This is a genomic window from Yoonia sp. KMU-150, assembly GCF_056858355.1.
In genome coordinates, this window is record NZ_JBXEQF010000001.1 from 150,757 (window position 1) to 171,104 (window position 20,348).

Annotated in this window: 23 protein-coding genes; 6 read left to right on the forward strand and 17 right to left on the reverse strand. The window is 60.7% G+C overall.

Annotated features, from left to right (window positions below):
- Window positions 1-28 precede the first annotated feature (28 nt).
- Window positions 29-1,018, reverse strand: coding sequence for a prolyl aminopeptidase (pip, locus tag AC04PH_RS00715; protein WP_483063827.1), 990 nt, complete (start codon window positions 1,016-1,018; stop codon window positions 29-31).
- Window positions 1,019-1,097: 79 nt separating this feature from the next.
- On the opposite strand from pip, the gene ubiG reads away from it, so the two are divergent.
- On the forward strand, window positions 1,098-1,844 hold the full coding sequence (ubiG, locus tag AC04PH_RS00720) for a bifunctional 2-polyprenyl-6-hydroxyphenol methylase/3-demethylubiquinol 3-O-methyltransferase UbiG (protein ID WP_483063828.1): 747 nt from the start codon (window positions 1,098-1,100) through the stop codon (window positions 1,842-1,844).
- A 30-nt stretch (window positions 1,845-1,874) separates the two neighbouring features.
- Here the strand turns inward: ubiG and AC04PH_RS00725 are convergent, their stop codons facing one another.
- Genes AC04PH_RS00725 through AC04PH_RS00740 form a run of 4 tightly spaced genes read right to left on the reverse strand, consistent with a single transcriptional unit; the run spans window position 1,875 to window position 4,164 of the window.
- Window positions 1,875-2,324 (reverse strand): MarR family winged helix-turn-helix transcriptional regulator, encoded by a 450-nt coding sequence (locus AC04PH_RS00725; protein ID WP_483063829.1) that lies wholly within the window; start codon window positions 2,322-2,324, stop codon window positions 1,875-1,877.
- The gene (locus AC04PH_RS00730) at window positions 2,321-3,154 is read right to left on the reverse strand and encodes a carbon-nitrogen hydrolase family protein (protein ID WP_483063830.1); all 834 of its coding nucleotides are present in this window, start codon (window positions 3,152-3,154) and stop codon (window positions 2,321-2,323) included. The genes AC04PH_RS00725 and AC04PH_RS00730 overlap by 4 nt, the downstream gene beginning before the upstream one ends.
- Entirely contained in the window at window positions 3,151-3,408 is a 258-nt protein-coding gene (grxC, locus tag AC04PH_RS00735; protein ID WP_483063831.1) for a glutaredoxin 3, read from the reverse strand. The genes AC04PH_RS00730 and grxC overlap by 4 nt, the downstream gene beginning before the upstream one ends.
- Window positions 3,409-3,441: 33 nt before the next feature.
- On the reverse strand, window positions 3,442-4,164 hold the full coding sequence (locus AC04PH_RS00740; protein ID WP_483066118.1) for a double zinc ribbon domain-containing protein: 723 nt from the start codon (window positions 4,162-4,164) through the stop codon (window positions 3,442-3,444).
- A gap of 23 nt (window positions 4,165-4,187) precedes the next feature.
- Between AC04PH_RS00740 and AC04PH_RS00745 the strand changes: the two genes are divergently transcribed.
- Window positions 4,188-5,021 (forward strand): methyltransferase domain-containing protein, encoded by an 834-nt coding sequence (locus AC04PH_RS00745; protein WP_483063832.1) that lies wholly within the window; start codon window positions 4,188-4,190, stop codon window positions 5,019-5,021.
- A gap of 61 nt (window positions 5,022-5,082) precedes the next feature.
- Window positions 5,083-6,153 carry a ferrochelatase gene (gene hemH, locus AC04PH_RS00750; protein WP_483066119.1) on the forward strand — a complete coding sequence of 357 codons (1,071 nt, stop codon included), beginning with the start codon at window positions 5,083-5,085 and terminating at the stop codon, window positions 6,151-6,153.
- Window positions 6,154-6,255: 102 nt separating this feature from the next.
- On the opposite strand, the gene AC04PH_RS00755 is transcribed toward hemH, so the two are convergent.
- Entirely contained in the window at window positions 6,256-6,849 is a 594-nt protein-coding gene (locus AC04PH_RS00755; RefSeq protein WP_483063833.1) for a L,D-transpeptidase, read from the reverse strand.
- A 155-nt stretch (window positions 6,850-7,004) separates the two neighbouring features.
- On the opposite strand from AC04PH_RS00755, the gene dalA reads away from it, so the two are divergent.
- Complete coding sequence (gene dalA / locus AC04PH_RS00760; protein WP_483063834.1) at window positions 7,005-7,595, forward strand: divisome-associated lipoprotein DalA; 591 nt, start codon at window positions 7,005-7,007, stop codon at window positions 7,593-7,595.
- 9 nt (window positions 7,596-7,604) lie between these two features.
- On the opposite strand, the gene AC04PH_RS00765 is transcribed toward dalA, so the two are convergent.
- The 8 genes from AC04PH_RS00765 to hslO form a co-directional block, all read right to left on the reverse strand.
- Window positions 7,605-8,096, reverse strand: a complete 492-nt coding sequence (locus AC04PH_RS00765) for a L,D-transpeptidase family protein (RefSeq protein WP_483063835.1) — start codon at window positions 8,094-8,096, stop codon at window positions 7,605-7,607.
- A 90-nt stretch (window positions 8,097-8,186) separates the two neighbouring features.
- A complete protein-coding gene (locus AC04PH_RS00770) occupies window positions 8,187-9,389 on the reverse strand; it encodes a class I SAM-dependent RNA methyltransferase (protein WP_483063836.1) in 1,203 nt (400 codons plus the stop codon).
- The gene (locus tag AC04PH_RS00775) at window positions 9,389-11,221 is read right to left on the reverse strand and encodes an ABC transporter ATP-binding protein (protein WP_483063837.1); all 1,833 of its coding nucleotides are present in this window, start codon (window positions 11,219-11,221) and stop codon (window positions 9,389-9,391) included. Before AC04PH_RS00775 ends, AC04PH_RS00770 begins: the two co-directional genes overlap by 1 nt.
- A complete protein-coding gene (locus tag AC04PH_RS00780; RefSeq protein ID WP_483063838.1) occupies window positions 11,218-13,053 on the reverse strand; it encodes an ABC transporter ATP-binding protein in 1,836 nt (611 codons plus the stop codon). Before AC04PH_RS00780 ends, AC04PH_RS00775 begins: the two co-directional genes overlap by 4 nt.
- A gap of 48 nt (window positions 13,054-13,101) precedes the next feature.
- Window positions 13,102-13,686 (reverse strand): LysE family translocator, encoded by a 585-nt coding sequence (locus AC04PH_RS00785; RefSeq protein ID WP_483063839.1) that lies wholly within the window; start codon window positions 13,684-13,686, stop codon window positions 13,102-13,104.
- Window positions 13,679-14,821: a CCA tRNA nucleotidyltransferase gene (locus tag AC04PH_RS00790; protein WP_483063840.1), complete on the reverse strand. Its 1,143-nt coding sequence runs from the start codon at window positions 14,819-14,821 to the stop codon at window positions 13,679-13,681. Before AC04PH_RS00790 ends, AC04PH_RS00785 begins: the two co-directional genes overlap by 8 nt.
- On the reverse strand, window positions 14,818-15,381 hold the full coding sequence (locus tag AC04PH_RS00795) for a CoA pyrophosphatase (RefSeq protein WP_483063841.1): 564 nt from the start codon (window positions 15,379-15,381) through the stop codon (window positions 14,818-14,820). The genes AC04PH_RS00790 and AC04PH_RS00795 overlap by 4 nt, the downstream gene beginning before the upstream one ends.
- Window positions 15,382-15,397: 16 nt before the next feature.
- Window positions 15,398-16,390: an Hsp33 family molecular chaperone HslO gene (gene hslO, locus AC04PH_RS00800; protein WP_483063842.1), complete on the reverse strand. Its 993-nt coding sequence runs from the start codon at window positions 16,388-16,390 to the stop codon at window positions 15,398-15,400.
- Between the two features lie 78 nt (window positions 16,391-16,468).
- On the opposite strand from hslO, the gene AC04PH_RS00805 reads away from it, so the two are divergent.
- Window positions 16,469-16,906, forward strand: coding sequence for an NUDIX domain-containing protein (locus tag AC04PH_RS00805; RefSeq protein WP_483063843.1), 438 nt, complete (start codon window positions 16,469-16,471; stop codon window positions 16,904-16,906).
- Here AC04PH_RS00805 and AC04PH_RS00810 read toward each other — a convergent pair.
- Window positions 16,903-17,679: a hypothetical protein gene (locus AC04PH_RS00810; protein ID WP_483063844.1), complete on the reverse strand. Its 777-nt coding sequence runs from the start codon at window positions 17,677-17,679 to the stop codon at window positions 16,903-16,905. The two genes, AC04PH_RS00805 and AC04PH_RS00810, sit on opposite strands and share 4 nt — an antisense overlap.
- A gap of 138 nt (window positions 17,680-17,817) precedes the next feature.
- Here AC04PH_RS00810 and AC04PH_RS00815 point away from each other — a divergent pair, with 138 nt between their 5' ends.
- The gene (locus tag AC04PH_RS00815) at window positions 17,818-19,035 is read left to right on the forward strand and encodes an argininosuccinate synthase (RefSeq protein WP_483063845.1); all 1,218 of its coding nucleotides are present in this window, start codon (window positions 17,818-17,820) and stop codon (window positions 19,033-19,035) included.
- A gap of 59 nt (window positions 19,036-19,094) precedes the next feature.
- Here AC04PH_RS00815 and AC04PH_RS00820 read toward each other — a convergent pair whose 3' ends face one another.
- Together AC04PH_RS00820 and AC04PH_RS00825 are read right to left on the reverse strand one after the other, a co-directional pair.
- Window positions 19,095-19,508 (reverse strand): DUF7282 domain-containing protein, encoded by a 414-nt coding sequence (locus tag AC04PH_RS00820; RefSeq protein WP_483063846.1) that lies wholly within the window; start codon window positions 19,506-19,508, stop codon window positions 19,095-19,097.
- Between the two features lie 113 nt (window positions 19,509-19,621).
- Complete coding sequence (locus AC04PH_RS00825; RefSeq protein WP_483063847.1) at window positions 19,622-20,323, reverse strand: sulfotransferase-like domain-containing protein; 702 nt, start codon at window positions 20,321-20,323, stop codon at window positions 19,622-19,624.
- Window positions 20,324-20,348: the final 25 nt, after the last annotated feature.

The window sequence follows — 20,348 nt, forward strand, 5'->3', positions numbered from 1 at the left end:
ACTAAGGTCTGAAAACGACCTGTAAACCCTAAAGGCCCAGAATCTCCCGTTTATCCGCCATCAGGTCCATCGTGCGGACAAGCTCTGCGCTGATCCCCGGCTCTGACAGGGCGTGACCGGCACGCCCGATCATCACCAGCCGGCCCTTGGGCCATCCTGCCGCCAGCTTGTAGGCCGATGCGGGCGGACAGATCATGTCATACCTGCCCTGCACGATCACGCCCGGAATATCGGCCAGACGGTCCATGCGATTGAGGATTTGCTGATCCTGGGTCAGGAAACCAGCGTTCTGGAAATAGTGATTTTCAAGCCGCGCGAAAGCGCGTGCGTAGTCACCCGCGCTCTCGCCCGTCACGCCATCGCTGCCGATTGCCGCCAGCGCGTTTTCCCAACCAGCCCAGGCCCGTGCAAACCGGATTTCCGTCTGCAGGTCGCCGGAAAACAAACGTTCATGATAGGCTGCGATCAGATCGTCCTGCTCTTCCGTCGGGATCAAACCGGCGAACTTCGCCCACAGGTCGGGCCAGAACCGTGCGGCACCGCCGCCATAGAACCAGTCCAGTTCCGGCTGGGTCATCAGGAAAACGCCGCGCAGCGCAAGGGCCGCGGCTCTATCGTTATGCGCCTGTGCATAGATCAGCGCCAGCGTCGCGCCCCAACTGCCGCCAAAGACGATCCAGCGGTCGATACCCAGCGTGTCGCGGATCATCTCTATGTCAGCGACAAGGTGCCATGTCGTATTGTCCGTGACGCTGGCGTGGGGCCGCGAGCGACCACAGCCACGCTGATCGAACAGCACGATGCGATAGCGTGTCGGATCGAAATAGCGCCGCATCGCCGGGCTGCACCCGCCGCCCGGTCCGCCGTGCAGAACGACCACCGGCATCCCGTCCGGGTTGCCGCATTGCTCGACATAAACCGTATGCCCGTCGCCGACGTCCAGCATCCGCTGATCATAGGGGTCGATCGGCGGGTATAAATGCGCCCCTGCGCGTTTTTGACCTAAGACCTTGTCCATATCCGTCCTATATAACGTGTTGCGCCGGGACGCCATGACCGGACGACCGTTCAAGCGACACGCATCGAGGGGCCACATCATGACCGCAGACGCCACTAACACCGTGGATCCAGCCGAAATTGCCAAGTTCGAAGCAATGGCGGCCGAATGGTGGGATCTGGAAGGGAAATTCAAGCCACTCCACATGCTCAATCCGTGCCGACTCGACTATATCACCCGCCAGATCGCTGCAGAGTTCGGACGCGATCTTGACGCGCCGCACCCGTTCAAAGGGCTGCGTATCCTCGATATCGGCTGCGGTGGCGGGTTGCTTTGCGAGCCTATGGCGCGGCTCGGTGCTGAGGTCGTCGGTGCGGATGCCGCGGCGGGCAACATCCCTGTCGCGCGCATCCATGCAGACCAATCCGGCCTCGCCATCGACTACCGGCACACCACTGCAGAAGCACTAGCCGAAAGCGGCGAGCAATTTGACGTCGTTCTGAACATGGAAGTAGTCGAACACGTCGCCGACTCGCTGGGATACCTGACGGCTTGTCAGCAGCTGCTGAAACCCGGCGGGCTGCACATCTGCTCGACGCTCAACCGCAATCCGAAGAGTTTTGCGATGGCGATCGTCGGGGCCGAATGGATCATGCGGTGGCTGCCGAAAGGAACGCACGAATGGTCAAAGTTCATCACCCCGGATGAACTGTTCGACCTGCTGCGCCAGGCCGGGCTCGACCCGGTGGATCGCAAGGGCTTCAAGTTCAATCCGATCGCCTGGGACTGGAGCATTTCCGACACCGACCTGTCGTGCAACTACGTTACTGCCAGCCTGAAGGCGTGATCCCGCATGACGCTGCGCGCCAGAACCTCCTCAGTCTTTTCCGGGTTCGCTCAGGCTCAGGCGCATCTCGCGCAGGACCGGCAGCGTTGCACGCGCCTTGTCGGCACCGACCCGGTCGACGATACCGTCGATCAGCGGCGCGATGCCTGTAATCGCGGCATCCCGCACCGCGCGCCCTGCCGGGCTGATCGCGACCATTTTGCGACGTGCATCGTCCCAGTCGGGTCGCACGTGCACCCATCCGGCCCATTGCAGTTTGGCCAGCGTATTCGTCATCGCACCCCGGGTCAGATGAAATGTCCGGGCTAGCTCCGCCGGTGATTTTTCTTCACCTGCATAAGCCAGATGGTTCAGCACCGAAAAATGCGACAGCTCCATGCCCTTTGGCAGAACCTTCGTCAGCCGCGCGCGCGCCAGCTGGTCCACTGCCAGAATCTCGCTGAACAGGGTTACGGCAAGATTGTGGGCGGCATCGGTCATGACGGGCGGGTATAGTCTCTGTCGTGGGTCAGCGCAGGCACGCGGTTGCGCGCATCAGACACGTCTGCAAGATCGATATCAACACATGTGACACCCGGTTCGGTCCCCGCATCGACCAACACCTCGCCCCAGGGGGCCACGACCATGCTGTGTCCATGGGTCTTGCGAGGCTTGCCCGTGGTCGCGGCATGGGTGCCGGTCTGGGCGGCGGCGATCACGAAACACCCCGTTTCAATGGCCCGTGCCCGCAAGAGCGTTTCCCAATGCGCGGCACCTGTCACCGGCGAAAACGCGGCCGGAATCATCAGAACCTTCGCCCCCGCCTGTGCGAGATCGCGAAACAGATACGCAAAGCGCACATCATAGCAGATCGCCAGACCGATGTACCCGAGAGGCGTATCGGCCAGAACCGCCCGCGATCCGGGGCGATACCCTTCGGACTCGCGAAAGGTTTCGGTCTCGGTCACGTTCACATCGAACATATGTATCTTGTCATAGCGCGCCACGATCGTCCCATCCGGGTCGATCAGAAACTGCCGGTTGGCAAAGCGTCCATCCGCATCGTCGGTCAGCAATCCCAACGACCCGATCGAGACCCAGACGCCCAGCGCCCGTGCCTCATCGCGTATCGCCGCAAGCGTGATGTCATCCGCCTCGTGCTGAAGCACCTGTTTCTGGCGGCTGCGGCTGTTTGATACGCAATTGGTCACTTCCGGTGTCGCGATCAGCTCTGCGCCCTTTTCCGCCGCATCGCGGATCATCGCAAGCGTTTCAGGCAGGTTGGCCGCCGGATCGTCCGACGACGTCATCTGGAGCAGCGCGACCTTCATGCCGCCAGCAAGGCATCCAGCTTGCCGCGCGCATGAAGCGCGCTCAGATCATCGAACCCGCCGATATGCTGCCCCCCGATGAAAATCTGCGGCACCGTCGTGCGGCCATTCGCACGTTGGATCATCTCGGGCCTGCGGGCTGGCTGTGCAAGAATATTGATAGTCGTATAGGCGGCGTTCTTTTGGTCGAGCAAACGCACAGCAGCATGGCAAAACGGGCAGCCGGGTTTGATGTACATCTCGATAGGGGCCATTTACCTGTTCCTTCGGCGGCGTGTCAGACCAATCTAGGTGTCTTTGGCGACTCTTGCCAGTGTCACGACACAACACTGCCGGGCGCCCGCGGCAAGCGTGGCCTCCGCTGCGGCGGCAAGCGTCGCTCCGGAGGTCATGACGTCATCGACGATCAACACATCGCGTCCCTGCAACAGCGGCACGCGGTCGGGCCACGCCCTGATTGCATCCGTCAGCGCTGAAAAGCGGTCGGCCCGGCTGTGCCCTTCCAGTGGCCTGGTGCGGCGCGGGCGCACCAACGCATCGACACACACCGGCAAGCCCACGATCTTGCCCAGATCCTGCGACAGCACGGCCGCCTGATTGTAGCGCCGCTTGAGCAACCGGGTCCAATGCAACGGCACCGGCACGATCATCGTTTCGGGAGTAAATAGGGGTTCGGCCGCCCGGGCCATCCAACAAGCGGCCGGGTAGCTGAGGTCAAGCCGATCCCCGTGTTTCAGTCCAAGAACCAGCCGGCGTCCGACCCCGTCATAGACCAGCGCAGCACGACCCCTGCTCCAGGGTCTGGCGATGGTCATGCAATCGTCACATTGCACCGCCTCGTCGGGCGCGTCCCCGGGCAAAGGTGTTCCGCAGGTGTCACAGACCAGCCCTCCGATAAACCGCGTCTCGCGCCAGCAGGTTCCGCACAGCCCGTGTTCTGCCTCGGTCTGCGCATCGCAGGCCACGCATTGCGCCGGATAGATGGCGCGAATGATGCTTTGCAACTTGATAGTGCTGCCCCTAAATGACCTCCATGACATCGTCGCCACACCTAACCGACCGGACCGCCCTTGCCCGCTATCGCGACAGGGCGAACACCGAAGCCTTGTTTCTTCACAGGATCGTGGACGATGAAATCAAGGAAAGACTTGAGGAGGTTAACAAAACCTTTACGTCCCCAGCAATCGTGACAGGCCATCCCGATTTCTGGCAGGCCGCTTTCCCGAACGCGCTGGTCGTACCCGATGACGACACGCTGACGTTGAAGCCGGGGACCCACGATCTGGTCATTCACGCCATGGCCCTGCATTGGGCGAACGATCCCGTCGGTCAGCTCGTGCAGTGTCGGCACGCGCTGCGACCCGACGGCCTGTTTCTGGGTGCTTGTTTGGGTGGACAGACTCTGCACGAATTGCGCGCAGCCCTTGGTCAGGCCGAAGTCCAGATCACCGGCGGTCTGTCGCCGCGGGTCGCGCCGATGGGCGAAATCCGGGATCTGGGCGCATTGTTGCAGCGCGCCGGGTTCGCGCTGCCCGTCGCCGATGGCACAAGCCTTACCGCCAGCTACACCCACGCGCTGCACCTGATGCACGACCTGCGGGCGATGGGGGAAACCAATGCGCTCTCCGCACGGATCCGGCACATCACCCGTCGTATTATCCTGACCAAGGCTGCAGGCATCTATGCAAGCACATTTGGTGACGACGGCGGACGTGTTCCGGCCACTTTCGAACTGATCACGCTGACTGGTTGGGCGCCCGATCCATCGCAACCGCAACCACTGCGACCCGGCAGCGCCGCGGCCAGACTATCGGATGCTCTTGGCGTGGCGGAACGCGGCTTTGGTCAATCCGATATCTCCGATTGACCGTATCTGATTTAACTGCCCCGCCAATAGCGCTACTGACGGGTGACCTATGTTTGATGCAATGACGGATACGTCCATGACCACTGCCAAATGCCCATACCACGCACCGCCTGATCATCCGAAAATCAAGCCAGCGCGCATTGGGGTGTTGCTTGCCAACCTCGGCACGCCCGACGGCACGGACTATTGGTCGATGCGTCGGTACCTGAGCGAATTTTTGTCCGACAAACGTGTCGTCGACTATTCGGCATGGCTCTGGCAGCCTTTGCTGCAGCTTGTCATTCTGAGCAAACGGCCCTTTACCTCCGGCGCGGCCTACCGGTCGATCTGGAACACCGATGCCGATGAAAGCCCGCTCCTCACAATCACCAAACAGCAGACGTCCGCGATCCGCGCCAAGATGCAGGCCCGTTACGGCGACGATGTGATCGTCGATTTCTGCATGCGCTACGGCAATCCATCGACCAAGTCCAAGGTCCGCGAGATGGTCGAGGCGGGGTGTACCAAGATACTCTTCTTTCCGCTCTATCCCCACTACGCCGGAGCCACCTCCGCCACCGCAAACGATCAGTTCTTCCGCGCGTTGATGCAGGAAAAGTGGCAGCCCGTAGCGCGCGTGGTCGAACCCTATTTCGAGGACCCGGCCTATATCGACGCGCTTGCCCAGTCGATTGAGACAGCCTATGGGGCGACGACGGTCAAACCGGAAAAGCTGATCTGTTCATACCACGGCGTCCCCGAGCGGTACCTGCGTGAGGGTGACCCCTATCACTGCCAGTGCCAGAAAACGACGCGCTTGCTGAAGGAGCGTCTGGGCTGGGACGACACGCAAATCGTGACGACCTTCCAGTCGAAATTCGGTCCCGAAGAATGGTTGAAACCCTACACTGTCGAAGAGGTCGCCCGGCTTGCAAGAGAGGACGGCGTCAAAAACATCGCCGTTTGCGCACCTGCCTTTTCGGCCGATTGCATCGAAACGCTGGAAGAGATCAACGAGGAGATCAAGGAAAGTTTCGAAGAGGCTGGCGGCGAACACTTCACCTACATTCCCTGCCTCAACGACGACGATGCCCATATCGCCGCGTTGTCGAGCCTGATCGACAAGAACCTGCTGGGATGGGTCAATCAATAGGGGTGGCGACGATCAGCCTCACCGATCCATTGCCGTGATCAAAAACGAAACGGCGGGCCAATCGACCCGCCGTTCATTCATTTCAGCACGCGCACAGACTGCTTAAATCAGCATGACCTGCGTGCCTGTCGTCGCAAGAGCGTAAAGCTCGGCGATATGTTCGTTGTAAAGGCCGATGCAGCCATTCGACGACCGGCGTCCGATCTTGCGCGTGTCATGGGTGCCGTGGATGCGGTAGTACTGCCAGGACAGATACAGCGCATGCGTGCCGAGCGGGTTGTCCGGTCCGGGTCCGATCCGCTCGGGCCATTCGGGGTTGCGTTCGCGCATCGCAGGCGTCGGTGCCCAGCTTGGCCCCTCGACCTTGCGGATCACCTCTGTCCGGCCGCGCCGGGTCAGATCCTCTGACAGCGGCACCGATGTCGGGTAGAGCTTGTAAACGCTCTCATCGGCGGACCAATAATGCAGCGCACGGCTTTCCATGTCGCACAGGATCGCGCCGCCGTTCAGATTGCTGAAATACGGACGCCAGTCGAGCGCACGAAAGCTGGCCGTATTGCGCGTTACGGCGCTGCCGATATCGCGCTCGATCTCGGTGGAGTTTGCAGTCTGGGCCAGGGCGCCCGTGCCGACTGCAGCAGCGCCGGCAGCCAGAAAGCCGCGGCGGGAAAAGGTATTGAAGCGATCTTGCGTCATTTTTCTATCCTGCTTTTCAATCTGCGTTGGTATTTAGTGCCTGTCTTGCAACGCGGCAATTCAAACATCCGTCATATTGGCGGAACATGGCCGAAGGATGTTTGAAGTGTGGTTCTATTGTCGCTAAGAGAAGCGAAATTATCGCGGGTTTTCAGATGCAGCGTCGTTCATTTTGTCTTGGGTTGGCCGCGGCTGGCCTTGTTGCCTGCACAACACCATCTGCGCGGATCGGTCCTGACGGGCTCCCTTTGCCACAGATATATCCGATCGCACCCGAAGACGTGGATGCAATCCAGTTTCGTATGGAAGAAAGCATCAATGCATTGCGACAGGCCGCCGGTGTGGCACCGGTCGCGCTCGACTCCGAACTGATCGCCTCTGCGGCGACACATTCGCGGGATATGTCGGTGCAGAACCGGCCATGGCTTTTCGGTTCCGACGGATCGTCGCCGCTGGATCGTGCGCGCCGCGCCGGGTTCACCGGGCGTCTTCTTGGCGAGAACATCTCCGAGTCCTACGAGACAGAATTACAGACTCTCGCCGCATGGATGCAGGAACCCGATACCCGGGCGGTCATTCTCGACCCCGCTGCGCGGCGGATCGGATTTGCCTGGTATCAGGAACCTGCTGGCAAGATCTGGTGGACATTGTCCGTCGGAAGTGCCCCCGGAACATCACCTGTGACCGGCGCACCGACGATCACACCGCTGGGCACCCCGGTAATAGGGTCGACCTTCCAAGGCTGACGAGTCGGATCAGGGATAGATGTAAACCGGGGTGCCGTCGCGTACCATCGCGTAGATGTCTTCCATCTCGTCATTGGTCACGGCAACGCAGCCCCAAGTCCAGTCATCTTCGCCCATATAGTTGCTTGGCGTGCCGTGGATAAAGATATCGCCGCCCGGGCTGCGCCCGTTGGCCCGTGCATATGCGATATCGGCAGCATTGGGATAGGAGATGCCAAGCGACAGATGAAAGCGGCTGTTGGGGTTGCGGCGGTCGATGTAGTAAAGACCTTCCGGTGTACGCCCGTCGCCTTCGAATTGCTTGTGTCCCTCTGGCGCAAACCCCAATTCGAAGTTGTAGCGACGCAGCAACCGCTCGCCGCTCATCAGCTGCATGACACCTAATGATTTGAATATCTGAACGCGGGTGACCGGCGGCCCGCTGTAGCTTTTGAATTTACTGGCGGTGCATCCGGTCATCGCCGCAGCCGTCACCAGCAACATCGCACGTCGTGAAATCATGACCCTGCCCCACACAGATACGGTCTTGCCGCTTTTTTCTGTCCTAGACGAAGTCGGATTTTTTTCAAAGCACCGTGATGGCCGACGAAATCACGTGCGTGTGAACGATGCCACAACCTCGACATGCGGCGACCAGCGAAACTGGTCAACGACCTGCACCCAGTTCAAAGCGAATCCGCTCTCTGCAAGCGTCGCCGCGTCGCGCGCAAAGGTTACCGGGTTGCACGACACCATCGCAACGGTCGCCACGCCGGATCGGGCTATGGCATCGACCTGCGCCTCTGCCCCTGCGCGCGGCGGGTCGATGACCGCTGCGTCGAACCGCGCCAGTTCGTCCGGCTCTAACGGGCGGCGGAACAGGTCGCGCGTCTCTGTCGTGACGCGTTTCAAACCGGGCGCGGCGCGCCATGCCCGGTCAAGCGCCGCGGTCATCTCTGCCTCGCCCTCCACGGCATGCACCTCGGCTGTGCGCGCCAGCGGCAAGGCAAAGGTGCCGACACCACAAAACAGATCGACGATCCGGTCGGCATCGGCGGTAATCTCCGACACAGCAGCCAGAAGCGCCGCTTCGCCGTCCGCAGTGGCCTGCAGGAACGCGCCCGGCGGCGGGATCACTTCGGCAGAGCCGATCCAGTGCGCGGGTTGAGCCATCGTCACGATCACCTCGTCTTGCCAGACCAGCCGCGCCAACCTGTGGCTTTGCGCGAATGCGGCAAGCATGATCCTTAACTCGCCTGTCAGGGGCTTATCGGTCTCGATCAGAACGTCTGCACCATTTGCGCTTTCCGTCACCGTGAACGCGATCTCACCCTTGCGCGAACAGGCCAGCGGGATCAGTGCTTCCAGCGCCGGAAACGTCTCGCGGATGCCCGGGGTCACCAGCTGGCAGTCAAGCACCGACACCAATGTGTCGGATGCGCGCGCATGAAACCCAAGCATGACACCTTTCTTTGTCCGCCGCCCGGACAGCTTTGCCCGCCGTCGCGACTGTGGCGGCGACGTGTGCAGAGCGCGAAACGGTGGTGCAAGCCCACGCGCCGCCAATGCACGACGTACGATATCCTGCTTCCACTCCGCGACGAACGGATCGGACGCATGTTGCATTGCGCATCCGCCGCAGGATTTGAAATGGCGACAGGGTGGCGACACACGCGCCACCGAAGGTGTCACGATACGCACCGTGCCATCCTGAGCGACAGTCACCTCTTCGCCGGGCAGGACACGTGGCAGAAGCGTGCGTCCATCATCCAGTTTGCCCATCCCCAGATGAGTCAGCCCCTCGACCCGTGCCATTACTCCGCCGCATCCTGAACGTTGATGAATCCGCCCGATTGCCGGTTCCAGTATCGGGCATAAAGCCCGTCCTTGGCCAGCAACGCACGGTGCGTGCCTTCCTCGACGATACGTCCGGCGTCCAGCACGACGATCCTGTCCATACGGGCCAAAGTCGACAGACGATGCGCGATCGCGATCACGGTTTTGCCGTCCATGACAGACTCCAACGCTGATTGAATCGCCGCCTCGACCTCGGAATCGAGTGCGCTTGTCGCCTCGTCCAAAACAAGGATCGGCGCGTCTTTCAGGATCGTCCGGGCAATTGCGATGCGTTGGCGCTGGCCGCCGGACAGCTTCACCCCCCGCTCACCCAGATGCGCGTCATAACCGCTGCGATCCTTGAAATCGCGAAGATCAGTGATGAATTCATGTGCCTCGGCCTGTCGGGCTGCCTCGATCACCTCGGCTTCCGTCGCATCGGGTGTTCCATAGCCGATGTTCTCATGGGCCGACCGGTTGAACATCGCGGTTTCCTGCGTGACCATGCTGATCTGTCGCCGCAGACTCTCCTGCGTGACCTGCGCAATGTCCTGACCGTCAATCAGGATGCGCCCGCCGTCCAGATCGTACAGCCGGAGCAGCAGTGCGACGAGCGTCGACTTCCCGGCACCTGACCCACCGACGATCCCCAGCTTTTCACCGCTCTGCAGTGTGAGGGACAGGTCGTGAATGCCATTGCGGCTGCCGTCATAGGCGAAATGGACATTCTCCAGCCTGATCTCGCCACGCTCGACCACAAGTTCTGTTGCGTCGGGCGCATCCTTCAGGGTCTGGTCCCCTGACAACGTGCCGACGGCATCTTCCAGCACACCCACGTTTCCGTACATGCCCATCAGTGTAAAGCTGACCCACCCGGTCATCTGCGCCAGACGCAAGCCGATCGTGCCCGCGACGGCAATGTCACCGGCAGACGCTCCGCCGTTCGTCCAGACCAGCAGCGTCACCCCGACCAGCAACAACGGCAGAACGCCGGACAGAACCATCAGCGAGCCGCGGAAACTTGCCGAAACCCAGCCCCATTTGATCCCTGCCTGCCGCGCATCTTCCAGCGCGGCAATCGCCGCCTGATCTTCGTGCCGGTCGTGCGCGAACAGTTTCACGGTCTTGATATTGCCGATGGTGTCGACGATCTGCCCAGATACCGTTGCCGCCGCACCGGCCCGCACTTTCGATGCAGCCCTGATCCGCGGCATAAAGAACCGCAGGAACATCACGTAGGCGGCGAACCAAAGGCCCAGCGCAAGACCTGCGCGCCAGTCCAAAGTCATGACCAGAACCAGCGAACCGACCACCGAAGACAGCGCGAAAACGACGGTGTGCACGAATTCGACGACAAGGTTCATCAGCGCGCTTGCCGCCTGCATCTGCTTTTGCGAAATACGCCCAGCAAAGTCGTCATCGAAGAACGACACCGACTGCCCGAGTGTGTGGCGGTGCAGGCGCGACAGGATGAGCGTCGACACGGCCGGGCCGATCACCACCGATTGCATGATGCCCGAAAGGCCCAGCCACAACGGGCGAAACAGCAGGAAAAACACCGAAACGCCCAAGATCAGCCCCGTATTTTCGGCAAAGAAGCCTTCGGTCGATCCGGCCAGCGCGGCATCAATCACGAGACCCAGCATCAGGGCGGATGCGACCTCGATCAAACCTGAAACGACAGAGACGGCGGACCCCGCGAATATTGCTGGATAACTGCCCTTGAGTCCCCAGTGCATGAAGGCCGCGATGGTCTTGGGCGGCGGTCCGTCAGCAGGGGCAAACGGGCTGATCCATTCAGTGATCTTCATGTGCCCTGCCCCAGAAACCCGCCAGATTGTCGCGCCCAGAACCTTGCGTACTGGCCTTCGTCCGCAAGGAGACTGTCATGGGTGCCGTCCTCGATAATCCGGCCCTGATCCATGACGATAATCCGGTCCATCTGCGCAATGGTCGATAAACGATGCGCCACCGCGATTACGGTCTTGCCTTCCATCATACCATAGAGCGTTTCCTGAATCGCCGCCTCGACCTCTGAGTCGAGGGCGCTCGTCGCTTCGTCAAGCAAGAGGATCGGCGCGTCCTTCAGCATCACGCGGGCCAGCGTAATCCGCTGCCTTTGCCCGCCCGACAGCTTCACGCCGCGCTCACCGACGCGTGCGTCGTAGCCGGTTCGCCCTTCACTGTCCGCAAGATCGAGGATGAAGTCATGTGCCTCGGCTTTCCTTGCCGCGGCCAACATTTCGTCCTCACTGGCTTGCGGATTGCCGTACAGAATATTGTCGCGGACAGACCTGTGTAGCAGCGTGCTTTCCTGCTGTACCATACCGATAGCACGCCGCAGACTTTCCTGACTGACCTGTGAAATATCCTGTCCGTCGATCAGAATGCGCCCTTTCTCTGCGTCATAGAACCGCAACAGAAGTTTCACGAGCGTGGATTTCCCCGCGCCTGACTGGCCGACAAGCCCAACTTTCTGACCCGCAGGTATTTTCAGGGAAACAGACTCTATTCCACCCGTCTGGCGACCGTAGTGATGTTCCAGGTGGTCGATTTCGACTGCACCTTCGGGCACCGCAAGCGCGCGCGCACCAGACTTGTCCAACAGGCTGATCGGTTGCGCGATGGTCTGCATGCCTTCGGCTACGACCCCCAGTTCCCGGAAAAAGTTCGACACCGCCCACATGATCCAGCCCGACATGCCGTTCATCCGCAATGTCAGCGCCGTCGCTGCGGCGACCACACCGATCGCAGCCGAGCCCTGCGACCAAAGCCAGACGGCCCAGCCGACGACGCCCACGATCAGCACGCCGTTCAATACCGTCAGCGCAACATCCATGATCGTGTAAAGCCGCATTTCGATCTGGAATGTGCGGCGCGCCTCTTCGATGGCTTCCTTGGCGTAGGTGATTTCGCGGTCGTGATGCGCAAACATCTTGACCGCATGGATATTGGTGTAGCTATCGACGACGCGCCCGGTAACGGCGCTGCGCGCGTTCGACGCGGCCTCGGACGCGGGACCGATCCGCCGGACGACCCAGCGCAGCAGGAACAGGTAGGGTATGAACCAGGCCAGCATCGGGATGATCAGTCGCAGGTCCGCATCGCCCAACAGGATCAACGCACCGATCAGGTAGGCAATCGAAAACGTGATCGCGTCGAAAATCTGGAACACCACCTCGCCCGCCGCAGGCGGTGTCTGCATGATCCGGTTGGCGATGCGCCCGGCAAAGTCATTCTCGAACCACCCTACCGACTGCCGCATCACCTGTCGGTGCGCGCGCCAGCGCACAAGGGTACCGAAGTTGGGCAAAATCGACTGGTTCAACAAGGCAACCTGCACCACCTGCAATACCGGGCGCAGGGTCAGCAGGAAAAGAGCGACAAGCAGAAACTCCAGCCCGTGCGTGCGCCAGATCTCGCCCGGGTTACCCTCGGCGAGAATATTCACAAGACGCCCAAGGTAGCTCAACAGCCAAACCTCGACCCCCGCGATGATGATCGACAGCAAACCCGTTACCCAGAACACTTTTCTGAACGGGCGCGCGTAGTCGAGCAGAAACGGACGCAACCGCTGCGGTGGGCGGTCGGTTTCCTGATAGGGCGTATAGGGATCGACGAGGTTTTCGAAAAACCGAAACACGCTGAGTCTGCCTTTGAACGTTGAATACCCGATATAGGGGCTTTGGCGCTAAAGGAAAACCAACAGTGAAAATCCCGCCAGCGCCACGGCCATGACCCGCATGAACGCACGCCATGCGACAGGGTTTTGCAGAAGGTATGAAAGGACCGCACCGGCAGCGGTCCAGAACAGGCAAACGAACAGGTTGATACCGCTGAATGCGACAGACAAGGTGATGGCCTGCACCAATGGCGACAGCGTTTCGACAAACGCCATTGCAGACAAGGCGACGGCCCAGATCTTGGGATTGATCCATTGGAACAGCACTGCCTCGACAAATGTGAATGGGCGGTCCCCAACCCTGCGGGCCGCCAACGCGTCGGCCTGCCACAACTTCCACGCCATCCACGCGATCCACGCCGCGGCCACCAGTTTCAGAACCAGTGTCAGACGCGGCGCGGCCTGTAAAAGCGCGCCGACACCCAAGGCAGTCACCCCTGCGATGACCCCGACGCCGAGCGCCACACCGATGATATGCGGTACGGTCGGACGAAATCCGAAACGTGCACCGGACGCCGTCAGCAGGATCACGTTCGGTCCGGGCGAAAACAGGCCCAGAAAAACGAACCCGAACAGGGGCAGCAATTCAGCCAATCAGGTCTTCTTTGCTCAACGTAAAGCCGGAAGCAATCCAGCGCCGCTCCGCCACCTTCAAGGCTTCCCCCAGTGCAGGCCCGGACAAGGCCGGCATCAAGTCGTTTGCCGAAACCGGAAAGACCTGCGCTGCGGCAAATCGGGCAAATTTGGCCTTTTCAGTGTCTGGTTCCTGTCCCGTCATAGCCGCAGCGACCGCCAGCGCATCGACCGCAACATCGACCCCGTGTCGATAGGCGACCTCTCCCGTGGCACCGCCCGCGCAGATCAGCGCAAACCGCTGCGCGTCTTGTCTGGACAACCGTAGCCGGTTCGTGACTTCCTCACCGCCCAAGACCGCAAGGCGGCGGATCGGGTCGGGCTGCAGATTAAGCACCGCCTCATCATGAACCAACACCGCAAGTGCGCTGTGCCCCGCGCCAGGTAATATTTGCGCCAACGCACCGGTAGCCGCCATCGACGCGACAGCGGGGGCCGGATCAGGCGCAGCGAGCAGTTTCAACACCTCCTGACCGACACGCTCGGGCGACAGTCGCGCCAACCCGTCGATGTTTGCAGCACAGGCCGCCAAACCCTCGGGGTCGATGCCTCTTTCAGGGTCGCCGTACCAAGCATGGAAGCGAAAGAACCGTAGGATGCGCAGATAGTCCTCTTTGATCCGTCGATCCGCATTTTCGATAAACCGCAGACGCCGCGCTTCAAGATCGGCCAGACCTTGCCCCAACGGGTCCACCACACGTCCATCCGCGCCACAATAGAGTGCGTTCATCGTGAAATCGCGGCGGCGTGCATCGTCGATCATGTCATCGGAAAACGTCACGACTGCGCGGCGGCCGTCAGTTGCCACGTCACGCCGGAATGTCGTGATTTCGAACGGACGACCATCGGCCACCACCGTGACGGTGCCATGATCGATCCCGGTCGGGATCGCCTTGAAACCTGCCTCTTCAGCCAACGCCATGACGCGATCGGGCCGTGCGTCCGTCGACAGGTCCAGATCAGAGACAGGCGCGCCCAGCAGCGCGTTGCGCACACACCCGCCGACAAACCAAACCTGATGTCCCGCACCCGCCAAAACGGCGCAAACCCTTTGTGCAGGGTCTGACTCAAGCCATTCTGCGGCGATTCGAGTCATGCGATCCGCTCTGCCAGCGCGCGCAGGATTCGGGCGGTGGCACCCCAGATATAATAGGGGCCGAATGGCACCGTGTAATAGTGCCGCCGCCGTCCCTGCCAACGCCGCCCTTCGACCCGAAAGCGATCAATATCGGTGACATGGGCGAACGGCACCTCGAACACTTCGCTGACTTCGCCGGCCTCCGGCACAGGCGTGAAGTTCCCGAGAATCAGCGCAAGCACTGGCGTGACGTTGTATCCGGTCACGGTTTCATGCGCAGGAAGCGTGCCCAGCACCTCGACCTGATCGCGATGCAGGCCGATCTCTTCTTCGGCCTCGCGCAGGGCGGCTAGTGTCGGCGTCGCGTCGCCGGGGTCCTGCCGACCACCGGCAAAGGCGATTTGCCCCGGATGATGTTTCAACCGGGCAGAGCGCGTCGTCAGCACCAGATTGCCGGTGTCGGCGCGAAACGCGACAAGCACCGCGGCTGGTGTCAGTTTGCGCGCCGGCGGCAGATCGATGTCCTTGTTAAGGTCAAAGTCCGACGATGCACTGCCGGTCGCCGACAGCGCATCCATCAAGATTGATCTGTAATCAGGCGCCCCCATCCTGCGCCTCGAACCCCAGTTGTGACGGGTCGTCGAAAACGTAATGCGCCCCGCAGAACTGGCAGTCGGCAGTGATCGTGCCGTCATCCTTTGTCATCGTGGCCAGATCCTTGGCCGAATAGATCGACAGCGATTGTTCGACCTTCTCACGCGAACAAGTGCAGCCAAAGCGGATTTGCTTGGCATCGAACACGCGCGGCCGTTCCTCGTGGAAAAGGCGCACAAGCAGATCCGTCGGCGCGACGGAGGGGCCGATCAGCTCCATCTCCTCGACGGTATCGAGCAGTGCGTTGGCGCGTGTCCAGTCCTCGTGCTCCTCGGCATCCAGAAAATCGGCCGGATCGGCCAGACCGTCCTCGCGCACCGCATCCTGTTGCTGTGCGGAGGGCGATGCCTTCGGCATCTGCTGCAACATGATCCCGCCCGCGCGCCAAGCCGCCCCTTCGCCGGGCGTCTGCGCTTCGCCGTAGGTCAGCGCAAAGCGAGTCGGCAGCTGTTCTGACTGCGCGAAATAAGTCTCTGCACAGGCCGACAGCGATCCGCCTGCAATCGGAGTGATACCCTGATAGGGCTGCATGTCCTCGCCCTGATGAATCAGGATCGCGAAATACCCCTTACCGATCTGGGCGAAGGCCGGTCCATGCGGGTCGATCCTGTCCGCATCGAAGCTGGCGTAAGCGCGGACCTCAGCAGGCTTTCCATCATCCGTGGGGGCGAAATAGTCGGTCGCGATCAGCCGGGCGGGTCCATCGCCGCGCACCTGAAGCGACAGCTTCCAGCGCAATTTCATCGATTGACCTATCATCGCGGTCAGCAGCGACATTTCCGCCACCAGCGCCTCGATTGCCGGGGGATAATCGTGCTGCTTCAGCACCTCTTCCAATACCCCATCCAGCCGCGCCACACGGCCGCGGATATCGGATGCATCGAGTTGAAACGGCAGGACGGTATCGTCCCAGGCAATCGCGCCTATGGTCATGGTCTTTCCTTACATATCAGGAATTGGCATATCGCGGGTATATAGGCGGGGCAAGGCAACGGTCCAAGGGGGCAGGCCATGATCAGACGGTATGGCGATACGCCGCAACGCGGGCGGCGGTATATTCACCGGCCGGGCGTATATGCGATTCTACCCGGCGCGGGACGGCTTTTGCTGACCTATCAGGGCGATCCGCATTTTGAGTACCAGCTGCCCGGCGGTGGCATCGACCCCGGCGAAAGCCCCTTGCAGGCGCTCCACCGCGAGGTGTTCGAGGAGACCGGCTGGCGCATCGCCGCACCGCGCAAGATCGGCGCTTTCAGGCGATTTGCGTATATGCCGGAGTATGGCGTTTATGCAGAAAAACTGTGCCACGTCTATCTGGCCAAACCCGTCCGTCCGCACGGCCCCCCGCGCGAGGCGGGCCATACGGCGATGTGGATCGAGGCCAGCCTGGCACCCTCCCTGCTCTACAACGCGGGAGATGCCGCCTTTGTCGCGCGGCTGACCGGCTAGGCCGGGAGGTCGCGCCCCTCGACAAGGTGACCGTATAGCGAGGTCAGGATGCTGATCCCGACCATCATGACCAACCACTGTACGGCCAGGGACAGGATCAACAACAAGATTCCCGACACGCCCGAAAGCAGCAGCACCAGAACCGTATTTGCAACCGTGTTGAACACCACGATCAGCAAGGTGACCAGCACCAGGTCAAAGCCCAATCTGCTCGTCGCCAGGCGCGACTCCCTGAACGTCATGGGCCGATCCAAAGCGGAAGCCGGCAAAACCATCGAATACATGAAGGCAATGGTACCGAAGATTGTGCCCATGATCACCTGCACTGCAAAGCCGCCGAGACCAAAGTTGATTGCTGCCGTGGGATTGGCAGCGTCGACTTGGAGAAAAGGGAAGAGTGCGAAAGACGCGATCAGAAAGATCGGCAGAAAAATCATGAAAAGCCACAGCGCCAACAGGATCGATGTGCCGATATAGGGAAATGCGCGGGCGGTTGCAGGCGAGCCGAACAACGCAGGTTGCTCTTCGAGCAGGACATAGCGATGCCAGCTGACCGCAATGAAACCGAAGACGAAAAGCGATGCAATCGAGAGCACGATGGCGCCGGTCACCTGACCGGCCGAAGGTGCGGCACCTACGGCTGATTCCATCCCCATCCCGAACAGGAAGGAAACAGCGATCAATACGCCGAAGGGGATCACAGAAATTGTCAGCGCCTCGCGCAGATTTCCAAAGATCGTCTGGAAGGAATGGAGAAAAAGACGAAATGCCATGATGCAACCCCGGAATAGTACAAACCTCTTTCGCAGGTGCCACCATCTGCCGGGCCGGTCAACGTGCGATCCTTGCTCATCACGCCGAAAACCTCTAACCCGCGTGCCAATCGCCACAGATTCAAAAGGCCTGTCATCATGTCCGCTCCCAAGAAAGTCGTCCTCGCCTATTCCGGCGGTCTCGACACGTCGATCATCCTCAAGTGGCTGCAGACGGAATACGGCTGTGAGGTCGTGACCTTCACTGCCGATCTGGGTCAGGGAGAGGAGTTGGAACCCGCGCGCAAAAAGGCCGAAATGATGGGTGCCTCGTCCATCTACATCGAAGACCTGCGCGAGGAATTCGTGCGTGATTTCGTGTTTCCGATGTTCCGCGCCAACGCGCTCTATGAAGGGCTTTATCTGTTGGGCACCTCCATCGCGCGCCCGCTGATTTCCAAGCGTCTGGTCGAAATCGCCGCCGCCGAAGGAGCCGACGCCGTGGCCCACGGCGCCACCGGCAAGGGCAACGATCAGGTGCGGTTTGAATTGGCCGCTTACGCACTGAATCCGGAAATCAAGGTCATCGCCCCTTGGCGCGAGTGGGACCTGACAAGCCGCACGCGGCTGATCGAGTTTGCAGAAAAAAACCAGATCCCCGTCGCCAAGGACAAGCGCGGCGAAGCTCCGTTCAGCGTCGATGCGAACCTGCTGCACACGTCGTCCGAAGGCAAGGTGCTGGAGGATCCCGCGCAGGAAGCACCTGATTACGTCTATCAGCGCACCGTCGCTCCCGAGGATGCGCCCGATACGCCCGAAGTGGTCGAGATCGGGTTCGAACGGGGCGATGCAGTGTCTATCAATGGCGAGACCATGTCGCCTGCCGCCATCCTGACCAAACTGAATGAGATTGGCGGCAAACACGGCGTCGGCCGTCTTGATCTGGTCGAGAACCGCTTCGTCGGCATGAAATCACGCGGCATCTATGAGACGCCGGGCGGCACCGTCCTGCTCGAGGCGCACCGCGGTATCGAGCAGATCACGCTGGACTCCGGCGCGGGCCACCTCAAGGACAGCATCATGCCGCGTTATGCGGAACTGATCTACAACGGTTTCTGGTTTTCGCCAGAGCGTGAAATGCTGCAAGCTCTGATCGACAAGAGCCAGGAGCATGTATCCGGGACCGTACGCGTGAAACTCTACAAAGGGTCGGTTTCGACAGTTGCCCGCTGGTCAGACCACTCGCTTTATTCCGAGGCGCATGTGACGTTCGAGGAAGATGCCGGTGCTTATGACCAGACCGACGCGCAAGGCTTTATCCAGCTGAACGCGCTTCGGCTAAAGCTGCTCGCTGCGCGCAACCGCCGCCACAACTGAAAAAAGAGCCCCCTGCCTGCGCAGGGGGCTCCGTCACTCATTAACACGATACTTTTGAATTACTCGGCGGTGATGACCTGCATCACCAGCGCATCATCGATGCGGATGGGACCGTCTTCGGTCGCGCCCAGCGTGTATTCAAAAATGCCTGTCTGCGTGCCGCCTGCCTCGGAGTGAACCATCAGCATCAGCATGTCGCCCGATGCGACTTCTTCGGTCAGGATCGCAGCAACGTCGGTGTTTTCGCCAGCGCGCAGCGGTGCATGGCCGACCACGGGGCCGGGTGCCATGTCGGCATCGGTGCGGTGAACGACCAGCCAGCCGTTCTCCATCGCCATGACAGTCTCGGCGCTGACGACGCCGTTCGAGACGTCCTGATCAGCGGCGGTGACCGACGCGGTGGCGTGGCCGTCAGCAAATGCCACCGAGGCCGTTGCCATCAGCGCGAAGGTAGTCATCAGAGTCTTTTTCATATCGTTATCTCCCACAAATTGGCCGAAACATCTTCGGCGATTGTGGAATCCACGCACAAAAGGAACACAAAGTTTCACGGCAGATTGCAGAAAGACGCCAACATACTGAAAGATCAGGATAGTTTGGCTTTCGTGAGATCACTGTAAAACGGCATCGCGCGCTGCAAAAGGAGCGCATCCCTGCCGGTAAGGTCGGGCAAGGGACCTTCCGCGCCGGCAAAACCCTCGCTGCGGTGGACGGAACCGTACCAATGCGCGGCCCATACACCGTCTGCTGTTTTCGGGCCGGCAGGCCAGCGCAGCATGTCGGGGTCGAAGGAGAGTGAAAGTGCATCGCAAAGCAGGCGCAGTGTGCGTTCGGGATTTGCGCGAATGTCGGCGCTGTCGATAACAACGCCACCGATTTCATCATACAGTTCCGCCTGCTGCCGGAAGCCGATGTCGTCGTCGGTGATGTCCTCGCGCTTGGCGCCATAACTTGCGATCACCCGTGCAGGGTGACGAATGAGGTGGACATGGACACATTCGGCCATCCAATCGCGGGGGAAGTCATTGCGCATCTGGTGTGGCATGACTTTCAGATAGAGATGTGCCTTTTCGCCCGGGATAGACCCTGAAATGCGTGCTGCGACGCTTGCGGGATCGCTATCGTGACCGGCAATGATCTCTGCGGCCATCGGGTGTTCAATACCGGTCTGCCTGAGATACGCCGCGTAGAACGGTTCGTCCCAGACGGCGAAATCCGGCCGGTTGCCAAAGGCATACATCATCGCGGTCGACAGGTTGCGCGGGCCGGACCACATGGCAATTTTCATGGCAAATCCCTCGTATGAATCGCGT

Excerpts from the sequence above, each read along its gene's own strand:
- pip (WP_483063827.1), bottom strand. The coding sequence starts at position 1,018 with ATGGACAAGGTCTTAGGTCAAAAACGCGCAGGGGCGCATTTATACCCG.
- ubiG (WP_483063828.1), top strand. The coding sequence starts at position 1,098 with ATGACCGCAGACGCCACTAACACCGTGGATCCAGCCGAAATTGCCAAG.
- AC04PH_RS00725 (WP_483063829.1), bottom strand. The coding sequence starts at position 2,324 with ATGACCGATGCCGCCCACAATCTTGCCGTAACCCTGTTCAGCGAGATT.
- AC04PH_RS00730 (WP_483063830.1), bottom strand. The coding sequence starts at position 3,154 with ATGAAGGTCGCGCTGCTCCAGATGACGTCGTCGGACGATCCGGCGGCC.
- grxC (WP_483063831.1), bottom strand. The coding sequence starts at position 3,408 with ATGGCCCCTATCGAGATGTACATCAAACCCGGCTGCCCGTTTTGCCAT.
- AC04PH_RS00745 (WP_483063832.1), top strand. The coding sequence starts at position 4,188 with ATGACATCGTCGCCACACCTAACCGACCGGACCGCCCTTGCCCGCTAT.
- hemH (WP_483066119.1), top strand. The coding sequence starts at position 5,083 with ATGACGGATACGTCCATGACCACTGCCAAATGCCCATACCACGCACCG.
- AC04PH_RS00755 (WP_483063833.1), bottom strand. The coding sequence starts at position 6,849 with ATGACGCAAGATCGCTTCAATACCTTTTCCCGCCGCGGCTTTCTGGCT.
- dalA (WP_483063834.1), top strand. The coding sequence starts at position 7,005 with ATGCAGCGTCGTTCATTTTGTCTTGGGTTGGCCGCGGCTGGCCTTGTT.
- AC04PH_RS00765 (WP_483063835.1), bottom strand. The coding sequence starts at position 8,096 with ATGATTTCACGACGTGCGATGTTGCTGGTGACGGCTGCGGCGATGACC.
- AC04PH_RS00770 (WP_483063836.1), bottom strand. The coding sequence starts at position 9,389 with ATGGCACGGGTCGAGGGGCTGACTCATCTGGGGATGGGCAAACTGGAT.
- AC04PH_RS00775 (WP_483063837.1), bottom strand. The coding sequence starts at position 11,221 with ATGAAGATCACTGAATGGATCAGCCCGTTTGCCCCTGCTGACGGACCG.
- AC04PH_RS00790 (WP_483063840.1), bottom strand. The coding sequence starts at position 14,821 with ATGACTCGAATCGCCGCAGAATGGCTTGAGTCAGACCCTGCACAAAGG.
- AC04PH_RS00795 (WP_483063841.1), bottom strand. The coding sequence starts at position 15,381 with ATGGATGCGCTGTCGGCGACCGGCAGTGCATCGTCGGACTTTGACCTT.
- hslO (WP_483063842.1), bottom strand. The coding sequence starts at position 16,390 with ATGACCATAGGCGCGATTGCCTGGGACGATACCGTCCTGCCGTTTCAA.
- AC04PH_RS00805 (WP_483063843.1), top strand. The coding sequence starts at position 16,469 with ATGATCAGACGGTATGGCGATACGCCGCAACGCGGGCGGCGGTATATT.
- AC04PH_RS00810 (WP_483063844.1), bottom strand. The coding sequence starts at position 17,679 with ATGGCATTTCGTCTTTTTCTCCATTCCTTCCAGACGATCTTTGGAAAT.
- AC04PH_RS00815 (WP_483063845.1), top strand. The coding sequence starts at position 17,818 with ATGTCCGCTCCCAAGAAAGTCGTCCTCGCCTATTCCGGCGGTCTCGAC.
- AC04PH_RS00820 (WP_483063846.1), bottom strand. The coding sequence starts at position 19,508 with ATGAAAAAGACTCTGATGACTACCTTCGCGCTGATGGCAACGGCCTCG.
- AC04PH_RS00825 (WP_483063847.1), bottom strand. The coding sequence starts at position 20,323 with ATGAAAATTGCCATGTGGTCCGGCCCGCGCAACCTGTCGACCGCGATG.